This window comes from Yoonia sp. SWMV100 (assembly GCF_056108365.1).
Window position 1 is genome coordinate 359,297 of the sequence record NZ_JBWBAQ010000003.1, and the last position, 21,848, is coordinate 381,144.

Annotated in this window: 23 protein-coding genes; 6 read left to right on the top strand and 17 right to left on the bottom strand. The window is 57.7% G+C overall.

What is annotated here, in order from left to right:
* Positions 1-92 precede the first annotated feature (92 nt).
* Positions 93-1,529, top strand: coding sequence for a hypothetical protein (locus ACXJGX_RS06635; RefSeq protein ID WP_474779880.1), 1,437 nt, complete (start codon positions 93-95; stop codon positions 1,527-1,529).
* A gap of 63 nt (positions 1,530-1,592) precedes the next feature.
* Here the strand turns inward: ACXJGX_RS06635 and ACXJGX_RS06640 are convergent, their stop codons facing one another.
* Positions 1,593-1,739 carry a VOC family protein gene (locus ACXJGX_RS06640; RefSeq protein ID WP_474779882.1) on the bottom strand — a complete coding sequence of 49 codons (147 nt, stop codon included), beginning with the start codon at positions 1,737-1,739 and terminating at the stop codon, positions 1,593-1,595.
* A gap of 66 nt (positions 1,740-1,805) precedes the next feature.
* On the bottom strand, positions 1,806-2,222 hold the full coding sequence (locus ACXJGX_RS06645) for a hypothetical protein (RefSeq protein WP_474779884.1): 417 nt from the start codon (positions 2,220-2,222) through the stop codon (positions 1,806-1,808).
* 92 nt (positions 2,223-2,314) lie between these two features.
* Here ACXJGX_RS06645 and ACXJGX_RS06650 point away from each other — a divergent pair, with 92 nt between their 5' ends.
* Positions 2,315-2,722, top strand: coding sequence for a winged helix-turn-helix transcriptional regulator (locus ACXJGX_RS06650; protein WP_474779886.1), 408 nt, complete (start codon positions 2,315-2,317; stop codon positions 2,720-2,722).
* Between the two features lie 53 nt (positions 2,723-2,775).
* Here the strand turns inward: ACXJGX_RS06650 and ACXJGX_RS06655 are convergent, their stop codons facing one another.
* The 7 genes from ACXJGX_RS06655 to ACXJGX_RS06685 are packed head-to-tail and all read right to left on the bottom strand — an operon-like array spanning position 2,776 to position 9,401.
* Positions 2,776-3,768 (bottom strand): ABC transporter substrate-binding protein, encoded by a 993-nt coding sequence (locus ACXJGX_RS06655; RefSeq protein ID WP_474779888.1) that lies wholly within the window; start codon positions 3,766-3,768, stop codon positions 2,776-2,778.
* Positions 3,769-3,813: 45 nt separating this feature from the next.
* Positions 3,814-4,665, bottom strand: a complete 852-nt coding sequence (locus ACXJGX_RS06660; RefSeq protein ID WP_474780760.1) for an ABC transporter permease — start codon at positions 4,663-4,665, stop codon at positions 3,814-3,816.
* The gene (locus ACXJGX_RS06665) at positions 4,665-5,582 is read right to left on the bottom strand and encodes an ABC transporter permease (RefSeq protein ID WP_474779890.1); all 918 of its coding nucleotides are present in this window, start codon (positions 5,580-5,582) and stop codon (positions 4,665-4,667) included. Before ACXJGX_RS06665 ends, ACXJGX_RS06660 begins: the two co-directional genes overlap by 1 nt.
* Positions 5,583-5,627: 45 nt before the next feature.
* A complete protein-coding gene (locus ACXJGX_RS06670) occupies positions 5,628-6,410 on the bottom strand; it encodes an ABC transporter ATP-binding protein (protein ID WP_474779892.1) in 783 nt (260 codons plus the stop codon).
* 22 nt (positions 6,411-6,432) lie between these two features.
* Entirely contained in the window at positions 6,433-7,887 is a 1,455-nt protein-coding gene (hydA, locus tag ACXJGX_RS06675; RefSeq protein WP_474779894.1) for a dihydropyrimidinase, read from the bottom strand.
* Between the two features lie 12 nt (positions 7,888-7,899).
* The gene (locus ACXJGX_RS06680) at positions 7,900-8,151 is read right to left on the bottom strand and encodes a hypothetical protein (RefSeq protein WP_474779896.1); all 252 of its coding nucleotides are present in this window, start codon (positions 8,149-8,151) and stop codon (positions 7,900-7,902) included.
* On the bottom strand, positions 8,151-9,401 hold the full coding sequence (locus ACXJGX_RS06685; RefSeq protein ID WP_474779898.1) for a Zn-dependent hydrolase: 1,251 nt from the start codon (positions 9,399-9,401) through the stop codon (positions 8,151-8,153). The genes ACXJGX_RS06680 and ACXJGX_RS06685 overlap by 1 nt, the downstream gene beginning before the upstream one ends.
* Positions 9,402-9,569: 168 nt before the next feature.
* On the opposite strand from ACXJGX_RS06685, the gene ACXJGX_RS06690 reads away from it, so the two are divergent.
* The 3 genes from ACXJGX_RS06690 (at position 9,570) to ACXJGX_RS06700 (ending at position 12,516) form a co-directional block, all read left to right on the top strand.
* On the top strand, positions 9,570-10,178 hold the full coding sequence (locus tag ACXJGX_RS06690) for a TetR family transcriptional regulator C-terminal domain-containing protein (RefSeq protein ID WP_474779900.1): 609 nt from the start codon (positions 9,570-9,572) through the stop codon (positions 10,176-10,178).
* Positions 10,179-10,273: 95 nt separating this feature from the next.
* Positions 10,274-12,172, top strand: coding sequence for a potassium transporter Kup (locus ACXJGX_RS06695; RefSeq protein WP_474779902.1), 1,899 nt, complete (start codon positions 10,274-10,276; stop codon positions 12,170-12,172).
* A gap of 98 nt (positions 12,173-12,270) precedes the next feature.
* Entirely contained in the window at positions 12,271-12,516 is a 246-nt protein-coding gene (locus ACXJGX_RS06700; protein ID WP_474779904.1) for a hypothetical protein, read from the top strand.
* Positions 12,517-12,578: 62 nt separating this feature from the next.
* Here ACXJGX_RS06700 and preA read toward each other — a convergent pair whose 3' ends face one another.
* Both preA and ACXJGX_RS06710 read right to left on the bottom strand, forming a co-directional pair.
* Positions 12,579-13,883 carry an NAD-dependent dihydropyrimidine dehydrogenase subunit PreA gene (gene preA, locus ACXJGX_RS06705; RefSeq protein ID WP_474779906.1) on the bottom strand — a complete coding sequence of 435 codons (1,305 nt, stop codon included), beginning with the start codon at positions 13,881-13,883 and terminating at the stop codon, positions 12,579-12,581.
* 1 nt (position 13,884) lies between these two features.
* A complete protein-coding gene (locus ACXJGX_RS06710) occupies positions 13,885-15,219 on the bottom strand; it encodes an NAD(P)-dependent oxidoreductase (RefSeq protein WP_474779907.1) in 1,335 nt (444 codons plus the stop codon).
* Positions 15,220-15,586: 367 nt separating this feature from the next.
* Between ACXJGX_RS06710 and ACXJGX_RS06715 the strand changes: the two genes are divergently transcribed.
* Entirely contained in the window at positions 15,587-16,447 is an 861-nt protein-coding gene (locus ACXJGX_RS06715; protein WP_474779909.1) for an SDR family oxidoreductase, read from the top strand.
* Positions 16,448-16,469: 22 nt separating this feature from the next.
* Here the strand turns inward: ACXJGX_RS06715 and dxs are convergent, their stop codons facing one another.
* The 6 genes from dxs to ACXJGX_RS06745 all read right to left on the bottom strand — a co-directional run bounded on the left by dxs (position 16,470) and on the right by ACXJGX_RS06745 (position 21,710).
* Positions 16,470-18,383, bottom strand: coding sequence for a 1-deoxy-D-xylulose-5-phosphate synthase (gene dxs / locus ACXJGX_RS06720; protein ID WP_474779911.1), 1,914 nt, complete (start codon positions 18,381-18,383; stop codon positions 16,470-16,472).
* A gap of 12 nt (positions 18,384-18,395) precedes the next feature.
* The gene (locus tag ACXJGX_RS06725) at positions 18,396-19,259 is read right to left on the bottom strand and encodes a polyprenyl synthetase family protein (protein WP_474779913.1); all 864 of its coding nucleotides are present in this window, start codon (positions 19,257-19,259) and stop codon (positions 18,396-18,398) included.
* Positions 19,252-19,488, bottom strand: a complete 237-nt coding sequence (locus ACXJGX_RS06730) for an exodeoxyribonuclease VII small subunit (RefSeq protein WP_474779915.1) — start codon at positions 19,486-19,488, stop codon at positions 19,252-19,254. The genes ACXJGX_RS06725 and ACXJGX_RS06730 overlap by 8 nt, the downstream gene beginning before the upstream one ends.
* Entirely contained in the window at positions 19,485-20,408 is a 924-nt protein-coding gene (locus ACXJGX_RS06735; protein ID WP_474779917.1) for a histone deacetylase family protein, read from the bottom strand. Before ACXJGX_RS06735 ends, ACXJGX_RS06730 begins: the two co-directional genes overlap by 4 nt.
* Positions 20,409-20,505: 97 nt before the next feature.
* Positions 20,506-21,207 carry a response regulator gene (locus tag ACXJGX_RS06740; protein WP_474779919.1) on the bottom strand — a complete coding sequence of 234 codons (702 nt, stop codon included), beginning with the start codon at positions 21,205-21,207 and terminating at the stop codon, positions 20,506-20,508.
* Positions 21,204-21,710 carry a MarR family winged helix-turn-helix transcriptional regulator gene (locus tag ACXJGX_RS06745; RefSeq protein ID WP_474779921.1) on the bottom strand — a complete coding sequence of 169 codons (507 nt, stop codon included), beginning with the start codon at positions 21,708-21,710 and terminating at the stop codon, positions 21,204-21,206. The genes ACXJGX_RS06740 and ACXJGX_RS06745 overlap by 4 nt, the downstream gene beginning before the upstream one ends.
* Positions 21,711-21,848 lie beyond the last annotated feature (138 nt).

The following is a 21,848-nucleotide window of genomic DNA, read 5'->3' on the forward strand; positions in this document are numbered from 1 at the left end:
CGCATAAAAAAGCGGTCCCGCCGCCGCAGACCGAACAAAAACGCCGCGATGGTCACCTAACACCGGGCGCGCGTCGACCAGCGACCATTGGGTTGCACGATATTCAGGCGGCAAGCGTCGGACGCATCGGACCATTGGTATCGTTGCAGGCGCAGGCCACGCACCACGCTGGCGTGCAGCAATTGATGCAACTCCAACAAACTGCCGACGATCAAAAAGCGAAGGGTCCGATACCTGTTCGCATCGCCGATCGGCGGCGGGCGGCGCCTGCGGATCAAGCGGCGGATCAGCATGGACGCACAAATCTGCGTAACACGACCCAGTTGCAGCGACAGATGCCGACATATGGTGCAGTGCAATATCCTGCCCTGATCGGTGCGCGCAACACCCCCTTGGTCACGCCGTTTACCGAGCAGATGGGTGCGGCGGTGACACAAATGGCGCGCGCGGATTATGATGCCTGGCGTGGCAGCCCGACGGGGCGGGCCCTGCCGCATGGTGTCTTGCATCAGGGGGACCGCAGTACGATTGCACGCTTTGGGCATGGAACACCCGTCGCGCAGCGGTTTTCGATCCCGCTTAGCCAAAAGATGAAGGCAGGGCTGGTCATGGCCGAGGCCAGCCTGACAATCATCGCAGGATTGGTCGGTTTAGGGGCAGGCGTCGGCTTTGGTGCGATTCCGCTTGTTGTGCCGTCGATCCTTGCGTTGATCACCGGGGCGGTAAAGTTGGGCCGCGGCGTTTTGATGTATCAGGAAAAGGCCCCCGAAGGCACACGGCTGGCAGTGATCGACACACTGCGCACGATCGAGGCGCTGGTGGCGGGCGCGGGTGCGCTTTTGGCCGACCCAACATCGTTTTATAAAATCCCCGCGATGATCTTTGCCATCGCGAAATTGGTGCGGTCGCTTGCCACGGCGTTGGCCGATCTGATCGATACGAAAAGCGGCAAGAAACCCTCTATTTTTGTGAAGGGGTTGCGGGCGCTGTCCGCCGTCGCCCATGCGGTCGAAGTCGCCACCATTGGGTTCTCGTCCGGTGCCGGTATTGTTGACGGAATTGGCGGAATTGCCGAAGGCGGAGAGGCATTGGCCGGTGGCATTGCGCGTACCGCCGCTGGTGTGACGGGCCTTGGGATCGGAGCCGCAAAAGACATACGCACCGTGGATCAATTCGTCGGTCTGGGCAAAAAACCGGCCCCGCAACAGGATGGTGCTGTCATTCAGGCGCCCGTTGTTGAGCCGCAAAACCTTGGCAGGCCGGAAAACGCACAAGGCCCCGACCCTGTCGTCGTACCAGCAGATGGGCCAGAACCGGCAGTTTTACCTGCCGACGGGCCTGAACCCGAACCGACGCGCGAAGAAAACGAAATCAGGTACGCCAAGCAGATCGCGTATGGAAAGAGCGTCGCGAGTATTTATGATTGGAGCGATCAAACAGTCTACGAAATGGCTATTGCGGGATCATTTGACGAAAACGTGCGCGCCATTGATGCTGATACTGCGCCGACCCCCAGCTACTTTAACTGACGGCGCGTCGCGGACATTGGCAGGTCGCGCCGCGAAGATATTTCGGCAATCGATCACGCGCGCTCAAAGCCAATAACTGCCGCGCCTGATCAGCGCAGCCTTTGACATTTTGCGCCGGGGTTGCTCGATCAGTTCGATCTGGTTGCCATCGGGGTCAACAATAAATGCAATATTATCCGGTGGCCGGCTGTCGACAGAAATCGATTTCATTGGGCCAGGTAACCGTGTGTAGCAGATACCATGTGTCGCCAACCGTGGTTCCGCCGCCGTATTGGGTCAGCCTCGTGAAATTGCCGCGCCCAACTGGGCATTTGTCAACGCCCGGCCATCAAGGTTCCAACTGCCATCAACGGTGTGGACCGCGTTGGTATAGATTTGATCACGACGAACACGGGTTTCTGCGTAAGCGGCGATAATGTCGGTGGCTTCGGCAAAGAACCCTTCTTGGACCGAACGGTCAGCCAGCGCAAAGGATGGGGTTTTACATTCCAGCCAGACACCTGCCGTCACTTCACCACCCGCGAGCGTGTACCCGTCACGGTATTCCTGGATGTGCATGGTCACGTTTGGCGTCATCACAGTGTTGCCGGTTAGCCCGTGCCATTTAAGAAAAGCATCGGTGATCTTTTTGCCAATGGGTTGGACCGCGTCTGCTGGAATGACGGCTTCGGAATAGGTGAGTGTGAGGGGCATGTCTGTCTCCGTTGTTTACTTGCATTATGCAATACGTAAGAGTGCTAGGGCAACATATTGCATAATGCAAGTAAAAATGTGATACTGCAGAGATGAGTAAAATTGACAACCTACGCCCGTCGGGCTGCCCGATTGCCTATGCGCTTGATCTTATCGGAGATCGATGGAGCCTACTGATCATCCGCGACATCATGCTGCGGGAAAACAAGACCTATGGCGGGATGTTGCAGGCCGACGAAGGCATTGCATCAAACATTCTGGTTGATAGGCTGAAAAAACTGACCGCTGCGGGCATTCTGGATAAAACCCGCGACCCTGACAACAGGCGCAGCTTTCTGTACGAGCTGACAGACAAGGGGCGCGACCTTGCCCCTGTATTGATCGAGATGGTGTTATGGAGCGGCAAACACGACACGCGCCCAGAGGCCCGCAAAGATGTGTTTCAACGCGCAATCGACAACAAAGCCGCGCTTGATGCGGCGATGCGCAGTGCATCCTAAACGCAAACGAGCGACGGAAAACCGCCGCTCGTTCATATGAATTTGGTCGCGGCTTAGTTCAGTGCAGCATCCGTGATCACGCTTGTCCATGCGCCTTGTGGGGCGGCAGAGATGACCGGATCAGACCCGCCACCCAGCAACGTTTCAACTGTCCGCTGATAGTCGGCTGGGTCCAACGCGCCATTTGATCCGGCGGTCAGTTTGGCGATTTCACCCATCATGCGGACTTGGGCGGCTTCGGTTTGCGCGCCAGTTTCGTCGTTATCCAGCACAATGCCAGCGGCGGCTTCTGGGTTTTCTTCTGCCCATTTCCAACCCTTCATGGATGCGCGCACAAAGCGGACCATTTTGTCAACAAACACCGGATCTTCAAGGTTTTCTTCCAGCGCGTAAATCCCGTCTTCGAGGGTTGCAACACCTTGGTCTTCGTACATAAATGTCACCAGTTCATCCGGCGACACGCCTGCATCCAGCACCTGACCATATTCGTTATAGGTCATGGTGGAAATGCAATCAGCCTGACGCTGCAACAACGGATCAACGTTAAAACCCTGCTTTAGAACCGTCACACCGTCTTCGCCGCCGTCAACCGGAATGCCGGCTTGGGACATCCATGACAGGAACGGATATTCGTTGCCAAAGAACCAGACACCGATTGTTTTGCCGCGGAAATCTTCGACGGATTCAATGCCGGTGTCTTTCCAGCAGGTCAGCATCAGGCCGGATGTTTTGAACGGCTGGGCGATGTTGACAACGGGCAAACCTTTTTCGCGCGCAGCCAAGGCGGACGGCATCCAGTTCAGCATTACGTCAGCGCCGCCACCGGCCAGAACCTGCGGTGGTGCGATGTCAGGGCCGCCGGGCAGGATCGTGACGTTCAGGCCTTCTTCGGCATAGAAACCTTGATCAAGCGCAACATAATAGCCCGCGAACTGGGCTTGCGTGACCCACTGCAATTGCAGTGTGACATCATTGGCGTGACCTTCGGCTTGGGCGGTGCCGCCGAAGCCCGCGGCAAGGGCCGCTGCCATCATCAGTTTTTTCATTGTTTGACCTCCAAGTCAGGTTTGCGCCCTTTTTGGGCTCTTGATTTATTTTCTTTGCGACGGATGCCAGAATGTGACCCGTCCTTCGATCCATGCCATCAGCCCGTAAAAGGTACTGCCGGCAATCGCTGCCACCACAATCTCGGCCCAGACCATATCAAGCGCAAGCTGCCCCACGCTGGTTGATATCCGAAACCCCATGCCAACCGTAGGAGAGCCGAAAAATTCAGCAACAATCGCCCCGATAAGCGCCAGGGTTGTGGCGATCTTGAGCCCGTTAAAGATAAACGGCATCGCGGCAGGCAGGCGCAGTTTGAACAATGTCGCCCAGTAGCCCGCGCCATAGGTGCGCATCAGGTCGCGCTGCATGGATGTCGTATCGCGCAAGCCAGCCACCGTATTCACGAGGATGGGGAAAAACACCATGACGCCCACAACAGCGGCCTTTGATTGCCAGTCGCTGCCCAGCCATTTTACGAAAATAGGCGCGGTGCCAACAATCGGCAGTGCCGCCATGAACCCGCCAACGGGTAAAATACCACGCGTCAAAAAGTCGGACCGATCCGCAAGGATCGCGACACCAAAGGCCGCGATAGCCCCGACGATATAGCCGGTCATCGCGCCTTTGATGATGGTCTGTTCAAAGTCGGCCCAGAGCCGTGGTAATTCCTGGGCAAAACGCACTGCAATGGCCGACGGCGGCGGCAGGATCACGGCGTTCACCTGCAACACCCGCACCAGCCATTCCCACATGATCAGCAGGGTCAACCCAAAGATCGCAGGCACCAAAAGCTGTACCATCCGTTGCTGTGAAAGCGGGCTGTTGGCAAGCCGCGTATTGGTGAACCATCCCGCCCCCCAAATCGCCAGCGCACCCGAAATGCCAATCCATGTCATCATTGTGACATTCCCATCCGGCGCAACGTCAGCCGTTCCAGCAGACTGAAAATACCCACCAGCGATGCCGCCGTAATTGCCGCAGCGAACAGCGCCGCCCACGTCACCAGCGGTTGCCCGTATTGGTCACCCACAAGCATCCGCGCGCCAAAGCCAGCGCGTGCGCCCGTCGGAAGTTCGGCCACGATCGCCCCGACAAGCGCCGCAGAGATCCCGATCTTCAGTGAGGCAAAAAGATAGGGCACCGATGCGGGCAACCGCAGTTTCCAGAGTGCTTGGGACGGGCTCGCGTGGTAGGTGCGCAGCAGGTCCAATTGCATCCCGTCAGGGCTGCGCAGGCCCTTGACCATTCCGACGACCACCGGAAAAAAACTCAGGTACGCACTGATAATGGCTTTCGGCAGCAGGCCCTGGATGCCAATGGCACCGAGCATGACGATAATCATCGGCGCAAGCGCCAAAATCGGGATGGTCTGGCTTGCAATCGCCCAAGGCATCACGCTCATATCCATCGCCCGATTGTAAACGATGCCGACCGCCAGCAAAATCCCAAGGCTGGTGCCAATCGCGAACCCCAGCAGTGTCGCCGACAGCGTGACCCAGCCGTGATAGACCAGCGACCGCTTTGAAGTGACGTTTTTCAGCACAATCGTATCCCACATCTCGACCGCGATCTGATGCGGGGATGGCAACCGCGGGCGGTCTTGCACATAGGTCAGCCCCAGCAGCGACGGGTTGCGCAACGCCAACCCAAAACCAGAATAGTCCTGCCGTGCGGCAGGCGTTTCGGGTGCCACAACCAACCCGTCCCGCTGCGCCTGATCGGCGGTCAGATGCATATTCATCGGGATCACGGCCAGCACCCAGATCAACAAAATAACCATGATAATTGTCAAAACCGGAAGGATCGACTTCATGCGCACGCCCCCTCGCTTTGTTCAAAATACTCCCGCCGGAGGCAGCTACACATCATCATGCCCCGCACGCAGGCCGTCGCGCACCCGGTGGGCAATGGCAATGAATTCGGCGCTGTCGCGAATATCCAGCGGGCGTTCTTTTGGCAGCGGGCTTTCGATCACATCGGTGATGCGGCCGGGTCGTGGCGACATCACCACGATCTTGGTCGACAGATAAACCGCCTCGGGGATGGAATGGGTGACGAACCCAATCGTTTTTTCGGTCCGCGCCCAAAGCTGCAACAGTTGTTCGTTCAGGTGATCACGCACAATTTCATCAAGCGCCCCAAACGGCTCGTCCATCAGCAGGATATCGGCATCAAACGCCAGCGCGCGCGCGATCGAGGCGCGCTGCTGCATGCCGCCCGACAATTGCCACGGAAATTTGTTTTCAAATCCCGCCAGATCAACCAGTTCAAGCACCCGCGCCACGCGCTCTGCCTGTTCGGCCTTCGAAAAACCCATAATTTCAAGCGGCAGTTTGACGTTGCCACCAATCGTGCGCCACGGATACAGCCCCGCCGCCTGAAACACATACCCATAGGCGCGGGCGCGCCGCGCCTCTTCGGGGGACATGCCATTGACGGTCAAAGTGCCAGCGGTGGGTGTTTCCAACCCAGCCATACAGCGCAAAAACGTTGTCTTGCCGCAGCCGGACGGGCCGATAAAACTGACGAAATCGCCCTTGTTGATGTCCAAACTCACGCCCTTAAGCGCATGCACCGGACCGTCGTTTGTTTCGAACGTCAGATCGAGGTCTTGTGCATTGATAATGATCGGCTGGCTCAAAGCTGGCACCTTTTATTCTAAGTTATACGCCAGAGGCGGGAATACCGGTCCGTTCAACCGGGCGCGGGCTGGTCAGTTCTTTCCACGACGACAGCGCCTTGTTGACGGCAGTATTGGGTTCGCGCTTGACGAATTTACCATGCCCTTCTTGGGCGCGAACCTCGCCGTCGTAAACGGCCACTTGTCCGCGGGTAAGGGTAAACCGCGGCAGGCCTTTTACCGTTTTGCCTTCGAATACGTTGTAATCAATCGCCGAGACTTGGCTGGCGGCGGTGATGGTTTTGGATTTTTCCGGATCCCAGACCACCAGATCAGCGTCGGCGCCCACCAGAACTGCGCCTTTTTTCGGATAGCAGTTCAAGATTTTGGCGATGTTGGTCGATGTCACGGCGACAAATTCGTTCATGGTCAATCGGCCCGTGGCCACGCCGTGCGTCCAAAGCATTGGCATCCGGTCCTCTAATCCGCCGGTGCCGTTCGGGATTTTGGTGAAATCGCCGACACCATAGCGTTTTTGTTCAGTGGTGAACGCACAGTGGTCGGTCGCGACAACACTGAGCGACCCGGACTGTAGGCCCGCCCAAAGGCTGTCTTGGTGCATTTTATTGCGAAACGGCGGCGACATCACGCGGCGGGCGGCGTGGTCCCAGTCTTGGTTGAAATATTCGGATTCGTCCAATGTCAGGTGCTGGATCAGCGGTTCACCCCAGACGCGTTTCCCTTGCATCCGGGCGCGGCGGATCGCCTCGTGACTGTCCTCGCAAGAGGTGTGCACCACATACAGCGGAACGCCCGCCATATCCGCGATCATGATGGCGCGGTTTGTGGCCTCTCCTTCGACTTGGGGGGGACGGGAATAAGCGTGGGCTTCGGGACCGGTGTTGCCTTCGGCCAGCAGTTTCGCCGAAAGCTCGGCAACCACATCGCCGTTTTCGGCGTGGACCATGGCAATACCGCCCAGTTCGCCCAGACGTTTAAACGATGCGTACATTTCGTCATCATTGACCATCAACGCGCCCTTGTAGGCCATAAAGTGTTTGAAGGTGTTGATGCCGCGCTCTTTGATCACGCTTTCCATCTCGTTGAACACCTGTTCGCCCCACCACGTGACGGCCATGTGGAACGAATAATCACAAGCCGCGCGGCCCGATTTATTGTCCCACATTTGCAGCGCGTCATGCAGACCCTGACCGGGGCTGGGCAGCGCAAAGTCAACCACCATCGTGGTGCCACCGGACAACGCCGCGCGCGTTCCGCTTTCGAAATCATCGGTGGAATAGGTGCCCATGAACGGCATTTCCAGGTGAGTATGCGGGTCGATGCCGCCGGGCATGACATAACACCCCGACGCGTCCAGCACCTCGGCACCCGACAGGTTTTGCCCGATTTCGATGATGGTGCCATCGTCGATCAGCACGTCCGCCTTATAGGTCAGATCGGCAGTCACAATCGTTCCGTTTTTGATCACTGTGGTCATGGCGTGTCTCCTTTAGGCATTCGTATCGGGACGGCAGACCGGATCACCATTGTCGTCTTTGACGGTGAACAGGCTCGCGCCGTAGGTGTAAAAATAACAGCCGTTGGTGTCGCGGTTCACCTCGGACATATCGATGTCAGCGGGGATGAATTGGGTGACGTCGGCCGGAATATCGAGCGGTTCAACCGTCGGCAATGCGCAGGCCGTCGGCGCCACCAAGGCCGCCCCGCGCAAAATCAAAAGGCGAAACCCGCGGGTCGCCATCAGGATACGATCTCGGCTGTTTCAAGAACAGCGTGGAACAGCACATCCGCACCGGCGGCGGCCCATTCTTGGCTGATCTCTTCGGCCTCGTTATGCGACAGCCCGTCTACGCAAGGGCACATAACCATGGCGGTGGGCGCAAGCCGGTTGATCCAGCAGGCATCATGTCCCGCGCCGGAAATGATGTCTATGTGGGAATATCCCAGCCTGTCAGCGGCGTTGCGCACAGCAGTCACGCAAGCAGGGTCGAATGTCACAGGGTCAAAGTGACCGACGGCTTCGATCTCTATTTTCAGACCCAATTCCTGCGCAATCGGCAGGGCTTCTGCTTCTAACCGGGCTTTCATGCCGTCAAGCTTGGCCTGATCTGGCGAGCGGAAGTCGATGGTGAACACCACCTTGCCGGGGATCACGTTGCGCGAATTGGGGTAGACGTCGCAGTGACCAATCGCACCAACCGCTCCGGGCTGGTTTTCCATCGCGATGGTGTGCACAAGTTCGGTGATCCGCGCCATGCCAAGCCCCGCGTTGACCCGCATGTTCATCGGGGTTGATCCGGTGTGGGCGTCTTTTCCGGTCAGCGTGACCTGCAACCACCACAGCCCTTGGCCATGCGTCACCACACCGATTTGTTTATTCTCTGCCTCAAGAATCGGGCCTTGTTCAATGTGCAATTCAAAGAATGCGTGCATCTTGCGATCGCCGGTTTTCTCGGTGCCTTTCCAACCGATCCGTGCCAGTTCGTCACCGAATTTTTTGCCCTCGGCGTCGGTACGATCATAAGCCCAATCTTGGGTGTGCATACCCGCGAACACCCCTGACGCGAGCATCGCAGGCGCGAAACGGGTGCCTTCCTCGTTGGTCCAGTTGGTCACGACAATCGGATGTTTTGTTTTGATATCAAGGTCGTTCATAGTGCGCAGCAATTCCAAGCCGCCCAACACCCCCAACACACCATCGTATTTCCCGCCCGTCGGCTGGGTATCAAGGTGCGACCCAACATAGACTGGCAGCGCATCCGGGTCGATCCCTTCGCGGCGCGCGAACATATTGCCCATCTCGTCCAGACCCATGGTGCACCCCGCATCCTGACACCATTTCTGAAACAGGTGACGCCCTTCGCTATCGGCATCTGTCAGGGTTTGGCGATTGTTGCCGCCTGCGACACCGGGACCGATTTTCGCCATTTCCATCAGGCTTTCCCATAAACGCGCTCCATTTATCTTTAAATTCTCGCCGGGGGCTGCCATGAGGGTCTCCTGATTATCGCGGTATCTGATTTGACCATATGGTCAAAGTCAGGCTAACAGAGGAAAGGCATCAGTCAAGTTTTCCGCGCAGCAAATGAGCAAATGCTTTGGATGAAGTCAAAGCATGCAGAAAACGGCAAAATATGCCCATTTTTTAAGCAGTGACCAATGACGAATAAGCCAGAGACACGCATTCAACAACGCAACCGGGCCGCCATTATGACCGCCGGTCTAGAAGTGTTTTCGCAATTTGGTTTGCGAGGGTCCACGCTTGACCAGATCGCCGATGAGGCGGGGCTGTCGAAGCCGAATCTGCTATATTATTTTCCGTCAAAAGACGCGATTTATACCGCACTGCTAGAACGGTTGCTGGACACATGGCTAGAGCCGCTTGTGCAGATGAACCCGGATGGTGATCCGGTCAAAGAAATCCTGGCCTATGTGCAGCGCAAACTGGACATGAGCCGGGATTTTCCACGCGAAAGCCGTCTTTTTGCCAATGAAATCCTGCAAGGCGCGCCCCATATCGCCGACCACCTCAGCCAAGACCTGCGGCGTTTGGTTGATGAAAAAGCGGTGGTGCTGCGTGCATGGATCAAGGCGGAAAAAATTGCCCCCACTGACCCATATCACCTGATCTTTTCGATCTGGGCAATGACACAGCACTACGCCGATTTTGACGTCCAAGTACGCGCTGTTTTGGGCAGGGATACCCCATACGACGATGTCGCCGCACATTTGGAGCAGACATTTAGGGCAATTTTGCGGGTGTCATAACGCCGGGGTTGTGTTTGCAGGTGCAGAAAGACCACGCTTGTGATGTATGCCCAATCGGCGTAAATCTGGGCCATCGTTCTTAACGGCGACGTGCCATGTCATCTGCCAAAACCGGTTCATCCGGTCAGTCATCACACACCGGATCGACCTTGGCGCTGTCACTTGGGTCAGTTGGTGTCGTGTATGGTGACATCGGCACAAGCCCACTTTATGCACTTCGCGAAGGGTTAGCGGCAGCAACCCGTGGCGCACCCGCCGGGGCGAATGATGTCATCGGCATTGTGTCACTGCTGCTGTGGCTGCTGATTATCATTGTGACATTTAAATATGTGACCCTGATTCTGCGGGCAGATAACCGTGGCGAGGGCGGCACGCTGTCTCTTTTGGCGCTGGGTCAGCGTGCGATGGGCGGGCGCACCCGTGGTTTGCTGGCCATCGGCATTATCGGCACCGCGCTTTTCTTTGGCGATGCAATGATCACCCCCGCGATTTCAGTGCTGTCCGCGATCGAGGGTATCACGCTGATCGCACCGGGGTTTAGCCCCTATGTTATTCCAACGACCCTGACGATTATCGTCGCGCTGTTTCTGGTGCAAAGCAAAGGGACCGCAGGCATCGCCAAGTTTTTCGGTCCGATCATGTTGGTGTGGTTTATCATGATGGCGGGGATGGGTCTGGCGCATGTCGCTGATGATCCGGCGATCCTTGCGGCGTTAAATCCGCTGCCCGGCATCCGGTTTTTGCTGACGCATGGCGCAGCGGCTATGCCCGTTATTGGGTCGGTATTTTTGGCGATCACTGGGGCCGAGGCACTTTACGCGGATATGGGCCATTTCGGACGCAGCCCAATTCGGCGGGCGTGGATATTTTTGGTCTTCCCGGCGCTCGCGCTCAGCTATCTCGGCCAAGGCGCGATGGTGCTTGCCAACCCAGCAACAGCAAGCGACCCGTTCTTTTTGATGGCGCCAACATGGGCACTGCCGGGTTTGATTGCCTTTGCGACCGTGGCGACAGTCATCGCATCGCAGGCCGTCATCACGGGGGCGTTTTCTGTTGCCTATCAAGCGGTCCAAATGGGACTTTTGCCGCGAATGGGTGTTTTGCATACTTCCGAGACGCAGCAAGGCCAAATCTATATCCCGCGGATGAACGCTATGCTGATGATCTGTGTGATCATTTTGGTGTTGTCGTTCGGAAGCTCTGCCAGCCTGGCGACGGCCTATGGTATCGCCGTGACCGGCGAAATGATCACGACCACGCTGCTGGCTTTTATTGTCTATCGCTATTTGTGGTCTTGGTCCACGCGCCTTGCCTTGGCGGTATTCCTGCCGTTGCTCGTGATTGAATGCTTCTTGCTCGCGGCAAATATGACCAAGTTTTTTGAGGGCGGATTTCTTCCAATTAGCGTCGCAGCGGTGTTGGCCACCTTGATGGGAATTTGGGTTAAAGGGTCACGCATTGTGCAGAAAAAATCATCTGACAGTTCGGTGCCACTGACGACGCTTGTGGCATCGGTCGAAAAAAGCACGCATATCGCGCACGTCCCGGGCACTGCGATGTTTCTGACGGCTGAACCCATCACTGCCCCACCGGCGTTGATGCATAATATCAAGCATAACAGCGTACTGCATGCCAAAAATTACATCGTGACGGTGCGCACCGCAGACCGCCCGCATGTGCCGTTCGATGAAATGATCGACATCGAAGAACTGTCTGCCACCTTTGGAAGGGTGCGTCTGACGTTCGGGTACATGGATACCCCGAACGTGCCGCGCGCGCTGGCCGAGGCCCGTAAGTTGGGAATTAAATTCGACATCATGACAACGTCATTTTTCCTGAACCGGCGCAGTTTCAAGCTGTCGCAAAAGGGGGATCTGTGGCGCTGGCAAAAACGGTTGTACAAGGCCCTGACCAGGACCGCCAGCAGCGCCCACGACTATTACCATCTACCGTCTAACCGGGTTGTCGAGCTGGGGCAGCAAATCACGCTTTGATCTGACCAGGCCCGATACGGCCAGCCAAATTGCGATGGGGGCGTCATCGCTGGTATGTGGTAAGGTGTTATAAACCATGTGTCTGCTAGATTTGCGAGATGAGACAGATACAACTGCGCGAAACGCGCTTTACACATGGTAACCCTGCGTTTTTTCATCAGCTTTTCAGCGCCAAATCGGTGCAACGTGGTGGCGTCGTCCGGCGCGCGGTGCGTGACGTGGAACGCGAGGTCGGGCGTGACGCTATGTTGGAAGAGGTGGCGCGCCGCGGCTTTCATTTGCTGGAATGCGCAGGTCAGTTCATCATCGTCTGCAATTCAGATCATCTGACCGTGCACCTGTGAAACCGCTAAGTCTTCGCCATGAAGACTTAGCTGCGGACAGAGTTTTCGTCACGAAAACTCTGTCACTCTGCCGCCACGGCGCCGGGGTTGTTCGGGTGCGTGGTCCAGTTGGCATAGTCGCTGGAAACCACTTTGCCTGTCCGTGGATCGACCTCACCCGGTGTCATAGCCTCCATTGTAATGCAATTTTCGACCGGACAAACGTCCACGCACAGGTTACAGGCGACACATTCATCATCAATGACCGTAAAAACGCGATCCTCTGACATGGCGATGGCTTGGTGGCTCGTGTCTTCGCAGGCTGCATAGCAACGTCCGCATTTGATGCAGTCGTCTTGATTGATCTTGGCCTTGGCCACGTAGTTCAGGTTCAGGTACTGCCAATCGGTCACATTCGGCACAGCCATCCCAACAAAGTCAGCCGTTGACGTGTAACCCTTTTCGTCCATCCATTGCGACAAACCACTGATCATTTCCTGCACGATTTTGAACCCGTAGGTCATCGCCGCAGTGCAGACCTGCACGTTGCCGCAGCCCAGCGCCATAAATTCTGCCGCGTCGCGCCATGTGGTCACGCCGCCGATGCCGGAAATGGGCAGGCCGTGTGTGCCCGGGTCGCGGGCAATTTCGGCGACCATGTTCATAGCGATGGGTTTCACAGCTGGGCCGCAGTAACCGCCGTGTGTCCCTTTGCCGTCAATTGTTGGCTGGGGCGCCATGATATCCAGATCGACACTGGTGATCGAATTGATTGTGTTGATCAGGCTGACCGCGTCCGCACCACCGTCTTTTGCGGCCTGCGCAGGCTTGCGCACGTCGGTGATGTTGGGCGTCAATTTCACGATAACGGGCTTGTCGTAGTATTTCTTGCACCACTCTGTCACCATCTGAATATACTCGGGCACCTGCCCCACAGCAGAGCCCATGCCGCGTTCTGCCATCCCGTGCGGACAGCCAAAGTTCAGCTCGATCCCGTCAGCACCGGTTGCTGCCACTTTGGGCAAAATGGCTTTCCATGCTTCTTCCTCGCAGGGCACCATGATCGACACGATCACCGCGCGGTCAGGATAATCCGCCTTAACACGGGTAATTTCATCCAGGTTGGTTTGCAGATCCCGGTCAGTGATCAATTCGATATTGTTCAGCCCCAGAAGCCGCCGATCCGCGCCATAGATCGCGCCGTAACGGGGGCCGTTCACGTTGACGACGGGCGGGCCTTCGGCGCCCAGCGTTTTCCACACGACCCCGCCCCAGCCCGCCTCGAAGGCGCGACGGACGTTGTATTCTTTGTCCGTCGGCGGCGCAGAGGCCAGCCAGAACGGGTTGGGAGATGTGATGCCCAGAAAGGTTGTTGTAAGATCGGCCATTTTAGTTGCCCCCCATCAAGGTTGCATGAATATCCATCGCCGCATCGCGGCCTTCGGCAACGGCAGTCACCGTCAAATCATCCCCGCCAGAGGCGCAATCGCCCCCGGCCCAGACCCCAGCCACGCTGGTCCGACCCGCACCCGTGATCGCAATTTTTCGCCCGGCGAGCGTCAGACCCGCGTCCGTCGTTAGCGTTTGCCCGATGGCTTTGAACACCTGATCCGCGGGCAAGCGGATCATTTCGCCTGTGCCTTTCAATCCGGTGCCATCGTCGCTGGTGTATTCAAATTCGATCTCACGCACTGCGCCATTGCCGCGCACGGCGACCGGCTGCACGTTGAACATCAGGCGCACCCCTTTGGCGGCTGCAAGGTCCTGCTCGTAGGGGCTCGCGCTCATAACTTCACGGCCACGACGGTACGCAATCGTGACGTTTTGCGCGCCGAGCAGTTTGGACTGCACAGCCGCATCTACCGCAGTCATCCCGCCCCCGATAACGACGACGTCGCGACCCACGGCCAGTTGGGTCAGGTCGGTGGATTGACGCAGCGTTTTGATGAAATCGACCGCATCGGCAACGCCATCCTTGTCTTCGCCATCAGCGCGCAGCGCATTGACACCCCCCAGACCGACACCAAGAAACACCGCGTCATAATCCGCCTTGAGGGTATCAAGCGACAAGTCGGCGCCCAAACGTTTTCCAGTCTGGACGGTAATTCCGCCAATCCCTAACAGCCAATCCACCTCGCGGGCGGCAAAATCGTCGGTCGATTTATAGGCAGCGATACCGTATTCGTTCAGACCGCCAGCCTTAGGCATCGCGTCAAACAGGGTCACATCGTGGCCATGCATGGCCAGACGGTGGGCACAGGCCAATCCGGCGGGGCCAGCCCCCACAACAGCCACGGTTTTGCCGCTGCTGGCGGCACGGCTGTAAGGGTGGCTTTGTTTCGCCATCAGCCTGTCGGTCGCGTGACGTTGCAGGCGACCGATCTCAACCGGCTTGCCTTCGGCTGCTTCGCGTACGCAGGCCTGTTCGCAAAGTTGTTCGGTCGGACAGACGCGGGCGCACATCCCGCCCAGAATGTTTTGATCGAAAATCGTTTTCGCGGCTGCTTCGGGCGTACCCGTGCTGATTTGTCGAATGAACAGCGGAATGTCGATGCTGGTGGGGCAGGCCGTCATGCAAGGTGCATCATGGCAGAAATAACAGCGGTCCGCCGCAACAGAGGCCTCGTGGGGGGCAAGCGGGGCGTGCAGGTCGGCAAAATTGGCGTCGATAGTGTCAGCGGGTAAGCGCGCGGCGGCGATACCGGGGGTCATGGGGCTGGACATGATTTTTTTCCTGTCGTGGCTTCTTGGGTCAAGCCTGCCACAAGTTTATTTTTTATCAAACGGTAAATTTTCTGGGCGCGCCGGATTTTTTAGCCAGTACAACCGCATTTGGGAATTATTTTTGGTATTTCTGCGAAATAACAGATGCTTAAGTATTTTTAGCCGCAAGGTGGCGGCAGAGAAGCATTAGAGAAAATCAGCGCATCTGCTAATTTTTTGTGCAAATTGCTATAAAGCTTGACCCGTTTCCACACCTACGGCGCTTTCTTAAGCGGATAGGTTGGCATAGTTTTACGCCGCTGACGGCGGTATTGGGGCGCCAAAGAAGCGGCTTGTGATTTTTTGTGGCTTGGGTCAGGACTCAATCATGACAAAGACATTAGTTTCATTTGGCCACGGGTATAGCGCGCAAGCGCTGGTGCCTCTTTTACCCCCAGAGGCGTGGACGATTATTGGCACAACCCGCTCTGCGGATCGTGCGGCTGATTTGGCAAATACGGGGATTACGCCGGTCGTTTGGCCGGGTGCCGACATGTCCGCCTATCTGGATCAGGCGACACATCTATTGATTTCCGCCGCACCGGATGACGCAGGTGATCCGGTTCTAAGTGCGCTACACACCGAAATTGCCGCACGCGCAGGGCAGTTTTCGTGGGTGGGCTATTTGTCCACCACTGGCGTCTATGGCGACCACAATGGTGATTGGGTGGATGAAACGACACCCCTGACCCCTGCCACAAAGCGCGGCGTCGCGCGGGTCAAGGCCGAGGCGGCATGGGCTGCGATCCCCGGTTTGCGGCTGCACATCTTTCGGCTGGCGGGCATCTATGGCCCCGGCCGTGGCCCGTTTGCCAAGGTACGGTCAGGGGCTGCAAGACGGATCATCAAACCGGGTCAGGTTTTCAGCCGGACCCATGTAGCGGACATCGCACAGGTTCTGGCCGCGTCGATTGCGCACCCAAATCCCGGTGCGGCCTATAATGTCTGTGACGACGACCCCGCCCCGCCCGAGGACGTGATCGGCTATGCAGCCGAGCTGTTGGGCCTGCCGCTGCCCCCTGCCGAAGATTTCGCGACCGCCGAAATGACCCCGATGGCCCGCAGTTTCTATGCCGAAAGCAAAAAAGTGCGCAACGACCGGATCAAAGACGAGCTGGGCGTTAAGCTGCGATATCCTGATTATCGGGCCGGGCTGCAGGCGCTGCTGGCGCTGGAAACGCCAGACTAGCGCGATGATATAGCCCAGCGCCCTAGGCGCGTTTTTCTAACGTTGCCACGCCCATGACCTCTAACACCTTGGCTTCGATGTGTTCGGCATTCAATCCGGCGACATCATACATGGCGCGCGGGCTGGCTTGGTCGATGAAAATATCAGGCAGCACCATGGACCGGAATTTTAGCCCGTGGTCGAACACACCTTCGTCCGCCAACAGTTGCGCCACATGTGACCCGAACCCGCCAACGCTGCCCTCTTCGACGGTGATCAGCGCCTCGTGATCTGCCGCAAGTTTCAGGATCATGTCGCGGTCCAGCGGTTTGGCAAATCGGGCATCGGCGACGGTAGGGGTGATCCCTTTGGCGCGCAGGGCTTCGCAGGCGGCAGTGACCTCTTGCAGGCGGGTGCCAAAGGACAGGATCGCGACACGCGAACCTGTTTGGATCATCCGGCCTTTGCCAATTTCCAGCAGTTCCGGGTTTTGCGGCATTTCAACGCCGACACCTTCGCCGCGCGGGAACCGGAATGCGATGGGGCCATCGTCATAGGCGGCGGCGGTGGCGACCATGCGGACCAGTTCCGCCTCGTCTGCTGCAGCCATCACAACGATCCCCGGCAGGTTCGCCAAAAACGCCACATCAAACGCACCGGCATGTGTGGCCCCGTCGGCGCCGACCAAACCCGCACGATCAATGGCGAAACGTACCGGCAAGCGTTGGATCGCAACGTCATGCACCACCTGATCATAGCCGCGCTGCAGGAACGTAGAGTAAAGCGCACAAAACGGGCGCATCCCCCCCGCGGCCAGACCCGCCGCAAAGGTCACCGCATGCTGTTCGGCGATGCCGACATCAAAACAGCGGCTGGCATAACGCTTCATGAACCGGTCAAGCCCGGTGCCATCGGGCATTGCTGCTGTGATGGCGCAAATTTTGGGGTCTTTGTCCGCGAGGGCGATCAGCGTATCCGCAAAGACCGCCGTATAAGACGGCGCGTTGCTAGGGGATTTCTTTTGCTCGCCGGTGACCAGATCAAATTTCGCGCGCGCATGACCTTTGTCACTGGCGCCCTCGGCGGGGGCGTAACCTTTGCCTTTTTTGGTGATCGCATGGATCAGAATTGGGCCATCGGCCCGCTCTTTTACCGTGCGCAGGACCGACAGCAGTTGGTCCATATCGTGGCCATCGATGGGGCCGACGTAGGAAAACCCAAGCTCTTCGAACAGGGTGCCGCCCACTGTCATATGCTTGAGCATGTCTTTCGCCCGCCGCGCGCCTTCGCGGAAGGGTTCGGGCAGCAACGACACCGCACCTTTGGCAGCCGCTTTAAATTCCTGAAACGGCGCCCCGGCGTAAAGCCGCGACAGATACGATGACATTGCGCCTGTCGGCGGTGCGATCGACATTTCGTTGTCGTTCAGAATCACGATCAATCGCTTGCCCAAATGACCCGCGTTGTTCATCGCCTCATAGGCCATGCCCGCCGACATCGCACCATCGCCGATAATCGCAATCGCATCGCCGCCTTCGCCGCCCAAATCACGCGCGACAGCAAATCCCAGCGCAGCAGAGATCGACGTGCTGGAATGCGCGGCGCCGAACGGGTCATAGGGGCTTTCAGAGCGTTTGGTGAACCCGCTAAGCCCGCCTTCGGTGCGCAAGGTGCGGATACGGTCGCGCCGTCCGGTCAGAATTTTATGGGGATAGCATTGGTGAGATACGTCCCAAATGATCTTGTCCTTGGGCGCATCAAACACGGCATGCAGTGCCACGGTCATTTCCACCACGCCCAGACCGGCGCCCAAATGACCACCGGTGACCGACACCGCGGCAATCGTTTCGGTGCGCAGTTCATCGGCAAGCTGGCGCAACTGGGCGTCAGACATGCCCTTCATATCGGCAGGCGTGTGGACGCGGTCCAAAAGCGGGGTCTGTGGCTGGTTGCTCATTTCGCTACCTTCTCAATGCGTCCGCGATATCACAAAACGGGCGGCTTCTTTTAATGTCTCAGCGTCATTTCCGTAAACAGATAGCGCATCACAGGCCTGTTGCACCAGAGAAGTGGCGCGGCGTTTCGCCCCGTCAACGCCCAGTAACGACACAAATGTCGCCTTACCGGCGGCGGCATCTTTACCAACAGCTTTGCCAACGGCAGCCGCATCACCGATCACATCCAGCAGATCGTCCCAGATTTGAAACGCAAGGCCCAGCGCATCACCGTATGCCCGCAGGGCGGTCGTGTCGGCCTGCGCCATACGCGGCCCCGCCAAACAGGACCACGTGATCAATGCCCCGGTTTTCCCTGCCTGCAAGTCCGTAATGTCATCAAGCGTCAGCGGATATTCCGCCGTTTCAGCCGCAATATCGCGCGCCTGCCCGCCCACCATGCCCGCAACACCAGCCGCATGGGCAAGGCTTTGCGCCAAGATGATGCGCGCTGCTGCGGGCACATCGGGGCGCAACACCAGATCAAACGCCATTGCCTGCAACGCGTCACCGACCAAAACGGCTGTCGCCTCGTCCCATTTTGCGTGCACGGTCGGCTGTCCCCGGCGCATGTCATCGTCGTCCATGCACGGCAGATCATCATGCACCAGCGAATAGGCATGCAGGCATTCAATCGCCGCCGCCGCAGGCAGCGGATCAGCGACAGTGTGCAGACGGGCCGTTTCCAGCACCAGAAATGCGCGCAGGGCTTTGCCACCCTGTGTGGCATAAATCATGCCCTCGGCAACAGGACCTGTCTGACCGGCAAGCGCGTCAGCGATGTAGGTTTGTGTGTGCGCGGCCGCAACCTTTAGCGCGGCCTGAAATCGGTCACTCATCCAGCGGCGCAGTCCCTTTGGGTGCGCCATTTTCCGCAAAGGTGATCTTGGCCACTTTTTCTTCGGCCTCTTTCAATTTGGCTTCGCAACGGGCTTTTAACTCAGCACCACGTTCATATAACGCAATCGATTGATCCAATGCGACATCGCCACGTTCAAGCTGGCCAACAACGGCCTCCAGCTCTTTCATGGCACCTTCAAAGCTCATTTCTGCAACGGGCGTAGTCATCGGCCTCTTTCCTCCAAAACGCTGACATGGGCGGCAGCGGCGTCCCCCAATGCCACAAGGTCATACCCACCTTCCAAGGCTGATACAACGCGACCGGCACAGTGTTTCTCTGCCAAATCGCACAAACGCTGTGTGACCCATCCAAAGTCGGCAGTGGTCAGCAACAGCCCCGCCAATGGATCATCTGCATGTGCATCAAATCCGGCGGAAATCAGCAGAAGTTGCGGAAAGAATGCATCGACGCGCGCAAATACCTGCTTTTCCATCGCCGCGCGAAACCCTGCAGATCCGGTGCCTTCGGGCAAAGGCACATTCACCACATTGCCAACACCCGTTTCATGCGAGGCACCGGTGCCCGGGTACAGCGGCGACTGATGCGTCGAACAAAACAAGATACGCGGGTCGTCTTCGACCAAATCCTGGGTGCCGTTGCCATGGTGAACATCAAAATCGACAATCGCCACGCGCTCCAACCCGTGATGATCCAGCGCATATTTTGCAGCAACCGCAACATTGCCAAAAAAACAAAACCCCATAGCCGTTTCGCGTTCGGCATGGTGGCCGGGCGGGCGGATCGCGGCAAAGGCGTTGTCGGCGTCGCCCTCCAGCACCAGATCAACGGCGCGCACGACGGCACCGGCGGCGCGATAGGCGGCCTGCAATGTGCCCGCAGACATATGGGTATCGGCATCAAGCGACCGCCAACCGCTGTCAGGCACGGCATCTTGCAGATTCCGCAGGTGGGCCTTGGGATGAACGCGCAGCAGGTCATCTTCAGCGGCCATCGGGGCTTTGACACGGCGTAGATCAATATGAACAAGCGCGTTCAGCACGGCATCCAGACGCGCCACCTGTTCGGGGTGGCCTGGTGGCGTCACATGGTCATAACAGTCATCATGGGTAATCAATGCGGTTACCATAAACGCCCCTCTTTCTTGTTTCCGTCACACATGCACGCAGAAGGCCGACCCAATATGTCGTGCGCCCGTCAGGGCGCCCCTTTGGATCAGACGTGGGTCATTCCGGGGCCAGCATATACCCTGCGCCCCGCACGGTCTGCAAATACCGCGGCTGTTTGGGGTCGGCTTCTATTTTGCGGCGCAGCCGCGTGATTTGAACGTCGACCGCGCGTTCTTGGGTCTGGCCACCTGATCGGCTAAGTTCTTCGACAAGCTGCAACCGTGAAACGGCCTCTCCCGGACGCCCGGAGAAAATGCGCATCAGTTGGCTTTCGGTCGCGGTCAGTCGCACCAGTGCGTCGCCCTGCCACATCTCGCCGCGCGCAATGTCATACCGCACGCTGCCCATATGCATCACCTTCGGCACGACCAGCGCAGGTTCCGCTGCGGGCATCCGCCGCAAGATCGCGTTGATGCGCAGCAGCAGTTCTTTGGGTTCAAAAGGTTTGGCAAGATAGTCGTCAGCGCCCGCTTCCAGCCCGGAAATGCGGTCGTTCGTCTCCGCCTTTGCGGTCAGCAGCATGACGGGCGTTGCGATTTTTTGGCGCAAGTCGCGGCACAGTGATACCCCGTCTTCGCCCGGCATCATCACATCAAGCACAATCAGATCAAATTCCAGGCCAGCCAGAATGCGGCGCGCATGGGCCGCGTCGCGGGCTGTCGATACCAAGAACCCGTTCCGCACCAGATATTTCTTTAGCAACGCGCGAATGCGCTCGTCGTCGTCCACAATCAATAGATGGGCGTCGTCTGCCTTCATTCCGCTTTATCCTTCATCGCCGCATAATGGTGGCGGGTTTCGTCATCCATCATGGCCTCCAACACCTGCCGAAATCCAGCCACCGCAGCGGGACCCGCAGCACGGTACGCCACACGCATCCGGTCGCGCTGCGCATCCGACAGTGCTCGCTCTAACGTCGCCCCCTCGGCTGTTAGACGCAAATGTCGTTCGCGTTTGTCTTTCTTACCGACAGTGCTGGTCACTAAACCGTCTTCGATCAAGCTGCGCAACACACGATTCAGAGACTGTTTTGTAACACCCAAGATCGCCAAAAGATTATTGACCGTGGTGCCAGGGCTGCGGTTGATGAAATGGATAGCACGGTGATGCGCCCGCCCATATCCCTTGTCCGCCAGAATGCGGTCAGGGTCTGCGGTAAAGCCGCGATAGGCAAAGAACATCGCCTCGATCCCTTTGCGGAGCTGTTCATCGGTGAGGAACAACAGGCTTTGCCCCATCTGCGGTCGGCTTCCATCACTCATGCGTGGTCTCCCTCTGCTTGCCGTCACAATACGTCAGCTTTGTTGACATTCCAAGAATCAACTGTTAGCGAAATCAACAAAACACGCAACATTATATCCAACGCGAACCTTTTCGCGTAATTTATGCAAATCTAAAGG

Coding starts and splice junctions, on each gene's coding strand:
- ACXJGX_RS06640 (WP_474779882.1), bottom strand. CDS start 1,739: ATGAAATCGATTTCTGTCGACAGCCGGCCACCGGATAATATTGCATTT.
- ACXJGX_RS06645 (WP_474779884.1), bottom strand. CDS start 2,222: ATGCCCCTCACACTCACCTATTCCGAAGCCGTCATTCCAGCAGACGCG.
- ACXJGX_RS06650 (WP_474779886.1), top strand. CDS start 2,315: ATGAGTAAAATTGACAACCTACGCCCGTCGGGCTGCCCGATTGCCTAT.
- ACXJGX_RS06655 (WP_474779888.1), bottom strand. CDS start 3,768: ATGAAAAAACTGATGATGGCAGCGGCCCTTGCCGCGGGCTTCGGCGGC.
- ACXJGX_RS06660 (WP_474780760.1), bottom strand. CDS start 4,665: ATGACATGGATTGGCATTTCGGGTGCGCTGGCGATTTGGGGGGCGGGA.
- ACXJGX_RS06665 (WP_474779890.1), bottom strand. CDS start 5,582: ATGAAGTCGATCCTTCCGGTTTTGACAATTATCATGGTTATTTTGTTG.
- hydA (WP_474779894.1), bottom strand. CDS start 7,887: ATGACCACAGTGATCAAAAACGGAACGATTGTGACTGCCGATCTGACC.
- ACXJGX_RS06680 (WP_474779896.1), bottom strand. CDS start 8,151: ATGGCGACCCGCGGGTTTCGCCTTTTGATTTTGCGCGGGGCGGCCTTG.
- ACXJGX_RS06685 (WP_474779898.1), bottom strand. CDS start 9,401: ATGGCAGCCCCCGGCGAGAATTTAAAGATAAATGGAGCGCGTTTATGG.
- ACXJGX_RS06690 (WP_474779900.1), top strand. CDS start 9,570: ATGACGAATAAGCCAGAGACACGCATTCAACAACGCAACCGGGCCGCC.
- ACXJGX_RS06695 (WP_474779902.1), top strand. CDS start 10,274: ATGTCATCTGCCAAAACCGGTTCATCCGGTCAGTCATCACACACCGGA.
- ACXJGX_RS06700 (WP_474779904.1), top strand. CDS start 12,271: ATGAGACAGATACAACTGCGCGAAACGCGCTTTACACATGGTAACCCT.
- preA (WP_474779906.1), bottom strand. CDS start 13,883: ATGGCCGATCTTACAACAACCTTTCTGGGCATCACATCTCCCAACCCG.
- ACXJGX_RS06710 (WP_474779907.1), bottom strand. CDS start 15,219: ATGTCCAGCCCCATGACCCCCGGTATCGCCGCCGCGCGCTTACCCGCT.
- ACXJGX_RS06715 (WP_474779909.1), top strand. CDS start 15,587: ATGACAAAGACATTAGTTTCATTTGGCCACGGGTATAGCGCGCAAGCG.
- dxs (WP_474779911.1), bottom strand. CDS start 18,383: ATGAGCAACCAGCCACAGACCCCGCTTTTGGACCGCGTCCACACGCCT.
- ACXJGX_RS06725 (WP_474779913.1), bottom strand. CDS start 19,259: ATGAGTGACCGATTTCAGGCCGCGCTAAAGGTTGCGGCCGCGCACACA.
- ACXJGX_RS06730 (WP_474779915.1), bottom strand. CDS start 19,488: ATGACTACGCCCGTTGCAGAAATGAGCTTTGAAGGTGCCATGAAAGAG.
- ACXJGX_RS06735 (WP_474779917.1), bottom strand. CDS start 20,408: ATGGTAACCGCATTGATTACCCATGATGACTGTTATGACCATGTGACG.
- ACXJGX_RS06740 (WP_474779919.1), bottom strand. CDS start 21,207: ATGAAGGCAGACGACGCCCATCTATTGATTGTGGACGACGACGAGCGC.
- ACXJGX_RS06745 (WP_474779921.1), bottom strand. CDS start 21,710: ATGAGTGATGGAAGCCGACCGCAGATGGGGCAAAGCCTGTTGTTCCTC.